Below are 3,333 nucleotides of genomic sequence, written 5' to 3' on the forward strand. Positions count from 1 at the left end.
CATCAATTTCATCAGCGGCACATCTGCAAGTTTGCTTGCTCCCATTGAAAAACTGGCAAGAGAAAAAGAAAACAAGCCCCTGCAGATTCTTGAACTTGCCTGCGGCGGCGGTGATACCGCAATCGATCTTGCATTACAAGCCAGGCGTAAGGGATTAGCAATAAAATTGCACGCATTCGATATAAATCCTGAGGCTGTTGAAATCGCAAAGGCAAATTCACTACGCCGTGGGGTGGAATTGGAATTTTTTTGCGCCGATGCGCTTGATGCATCAAATCAAGAAAAGGATTTTGATGTGGTGTTCTGTTCGCTATTCCTGCATCACCTCAATAACGCCGATGCAGAACAGCTACTTAAAATTATGAACAAGCGGGCCCGGTATTTGGTTTTATTAACAGACCTAATTCGCAGCCGTCTCGGTTATGGAATGGCATGGGCCGGAACCCGATTGCTTAGCAGATCATGGGTGGTTCACACCGATGGACCTTTATCAGTTAGGGCTGCCTTTCAAATCGAAGAGGTACGCGCTTTAACCCAAAGAGCAGGAATTCAAAATGCAAAGCTGCAGCGTTGCTGGCCTGAGCGTTACCTTCTGAGCTGGGAAGGCAATTAATTTTGAAGGAGCGCCACATCTCAGGCGAAGCCATTGAAAATTGGGATGTGGTTGTAGTGGGTGCGGGGCCCGCTGGGGCCTTAGCTGCGATCGAGCTTGCTCGTAGAGGGATTCAAGTGTTGCTTGTAGAAAAACGCAACTTTCCCCGTTGGAAGGTATGTGGTTGCTGCCTGAATGCTCAAGCCCAGGCAGTACTTGCTTCAGTTGGCCAGAGCGAACTAATCGAGCAGCAAGGGGGTGTTGCCTTAGATCAACTATTGCTTGGTCATAAAGGAAAAAAATGTTCGATCGCACTTCCTGGCGGTATAGCACTATCGCGGGAACGATTCGATCAAGCTTTGGTAGATGCTGCAATCGCCGCAGGAGCACACTTCCGCAGTGGCACCACAGCACTATTAGGGCCCGCAACGGCGGGGGCAAGAAATGTAACCCTGCAGGAATTCGGCGCTAAACATATTGAACAGGTAAGCGCCAAGGTGGTACTTATTGCAGCGGGGTTAGCGAATCGCTGCATACCCGCCTCTGAAGCTGGAGAGTTACATATCAAGCATCAATCCCGGCTTGGTGCCGGTTGCGTAATAAGGGATGCAGCAACTACTTATTCAGCTGGAGTTATCCATATGGCAATCGCAAAACAGGGCTATGTGGGGCTGGTGCAGCGAGAGGACGGTTACTTAAACATTGCCGCTGCCTTTGATCGCCATGCACTAAAAACCAACACCAATTCATTTGGAGCGGCAGAGGCAACCCGCGCTGTACTACTCAACGCGGGTTTTGCAATTCCGATGGGGCTAGAGCAAGCTGATTGGCAAGTTACCCCCGCACTTACGCGCCATTCCACAGTTGTTGGTGGTGAGCGCTTTTTGCTGCTGGGAGATGCAGCCGGCTATGTGGAACCCTTCACTGGGGAGGGTATGGCCTGGGCTCTAACTTCAGGAGCTGCAGTGGTGCCCTTGGTTTTAACAGGCATCGCTTGCTGGAGTGAAAGTATCGAGCGCCGCTGGCAGCGAGTTTTAAGCAAACAAATCGGACGCCGCCAACGCATCTGCCGGGCTATGGCACTGTTATTGCAACAACCTCTGGCAACCGCTTTGGCCTTTGGCCTAAGCAAACGCGTACCCCTTATCACCAAAAAATTGGTATCACAGCTGAATCATGTAGCGATACCGTGAACATCCGCGGCATTGGCACCGCAGTGCCACCAAATCAGGTAAACCAAGCTGATTCTGCACTGCTTTCTGAGCGGGTTAGCTCAAGGGGCAGTAAAAAAAACGGCTTGGTGCAACGTATCTTGCGCCGTACTCAAGTGCAAAGCCGCGCCAGTGTGCTGGCAACGGGAAATAGCAGCGAGCAAATACCTTTTTATGGCGAGGAGAACCCCAGCACCGCGGCCCGCATGGCTGAATATGCCCGCCATGCATCACCTCTTGCCTTAGCTGCAGCTGAAGGGGCGCTAGCCGATGCGCAAATTGCAGCAACCCGCATTACCCATTTGGTAACTGTGTGTTGCACGGGCTTTCAAGCGCCAGGGTTTGATTTGGACTTAATCAAGCAACTGGGCCTAGATCCAGAGGTGCAACGCACCCATGTGGGTTTTATGGGGTGCCATGGCGCCCTTAACGGCTTGCGGGTAGCCAAAGCTTTTGTGGATGCCGATGCCGAGGCAGTGGTATTGCTTTGCGCAGTGGAACTCTGCAGCCTTCATCTCTATTACGGCTGGGATCCAGAAAAAGTGGTAGCAAACGCATTATTTGCCGATGGCGCTGCTGCCCTAATAGCTACTGCCAAGAAAGCTGAAGCTGATAACTATCCCAGCCTGCTCGCCTCAGGTTCGCTGCTGATTCCTAATTCAGAGGAACTGATGCATTGGCAGATCGGCAACCATGGCTTTGAAATGGGCCTTTCAGCAAAAGTGCCCGAGGCAATAGCCACGCAGCTAAAACCTTGGCTTGAGCGTTGGTTAATAGCCAAGAACTATCGAATAGCAGAAATTGTTAGTTGGGCGATACATCCGGGTGGTCCACGGCTACTGCAAGCCTGCGCAAACGCCCTTGAGCTGAACATTGATCAGATCGCTGAATCACAGGCGGTGTTGCGCGAACACGGAAATATGTCTTCGGCAACGATTTTGTTCATCATCGATCGATTGCGCTCATCAGCAGCTTCAGGCCCTTGTATCGCGATGGCTTTTGGGCCTGGTTTAAGCGCTGAAGTGGCTCTACTGCTACTGCCGTGAACGCTGCACAGCAGATCAGCTTGGATCCGATTCTTACTTGGTTCCAGCGGCAAGGCTGGACGCCGCTGCCATTTCAACAAGAAGCGTGGGATGCCTACCTTTGCGGGGAGAGTGGCTTGATCCAAGTACCCACCGGATCAGGCAAAACCTATGCCGCTGTAATGGGTCCGATTGCTGAATTGCTGGCAGCAGAACACAAAAAAGGGCTGCACCTGCTTTATGTCACCCCATTACGAGCCCTAAGCCGCGATCTTGCCTTAGCGATTCAAAAGCCGATAGAAGAGATGGGCTGGCCCTTGCAAGTGGGGATTCGCAATGGCGACACCGGCAGTTACGAGCGCGGTAAACAACTGCGTAGCCCACCGCAAATTTTAATTACCACCCCTGAATCGCTAAGCCTGCTGCTGGCAAATCCAAAAGCAAATGAGTTATTTGCTGATTTATATGGAGTAGTGCTCGATGAATGGCACGAATTAATGGGAAG

Annotated in this window: 4 protein-coding genes; all 4 read left to right on the forward strand. The window is 51.5% G+C overall.

The features are described 5' to 3' along the window. The coding region (locus KB557_RS10005) for a methyltransferase domain-containing protein (protein ID WP_255133807.1) at window positions 1-613 on the forward strand (613 nt) is incomplete at its 5' end. A 2-nt stretch (window positions 614-615) separates the two neighbouring features. Then, window positions 616-1,785, forward strand: a complete 1,170-nt coding sequence (locus KB557_RS10010) for an NAD(P)/FAD-dependent oxidoreductase (protein ID WP_255133809.1) — start codon at window positions 616-618, stop codon at window positions 1,783-1,785. Beyond that, entirely contained in the window at window positions 1,782-2,849 is a 1,068-nt protein-coding gene (locus KB557_RS10015) for a type III polyketide synthase (protein ID WP_255133811.1), read from the forward strand. Before KB557_RS10010 ends, KB557_RS10015 begins: the two co-directional genes overlap by 4 nt. Next, window positions 2,846-3,333, forward strand: a 488-nt coding sequence (locus KB557_RS10020; RefSeq protein ID WP_255133813.1) for a DEAD/DEAH box helicase, incomplete at its 3' end; no start/stop codon positions are given. The genes KB557_RS10015 and KB557_RS10020, both read left to right, overlap by 4 nt.

Source organism: Synechococcus sp. Cruz CV12-2-Slac-r (assembly GCF_024346075.1).
Lineage (GTDB): Bacteria > Cyanobacteriota > Cyanobacteriia > PCC-6307 > Cyanobiaceae > Synechococcus_D.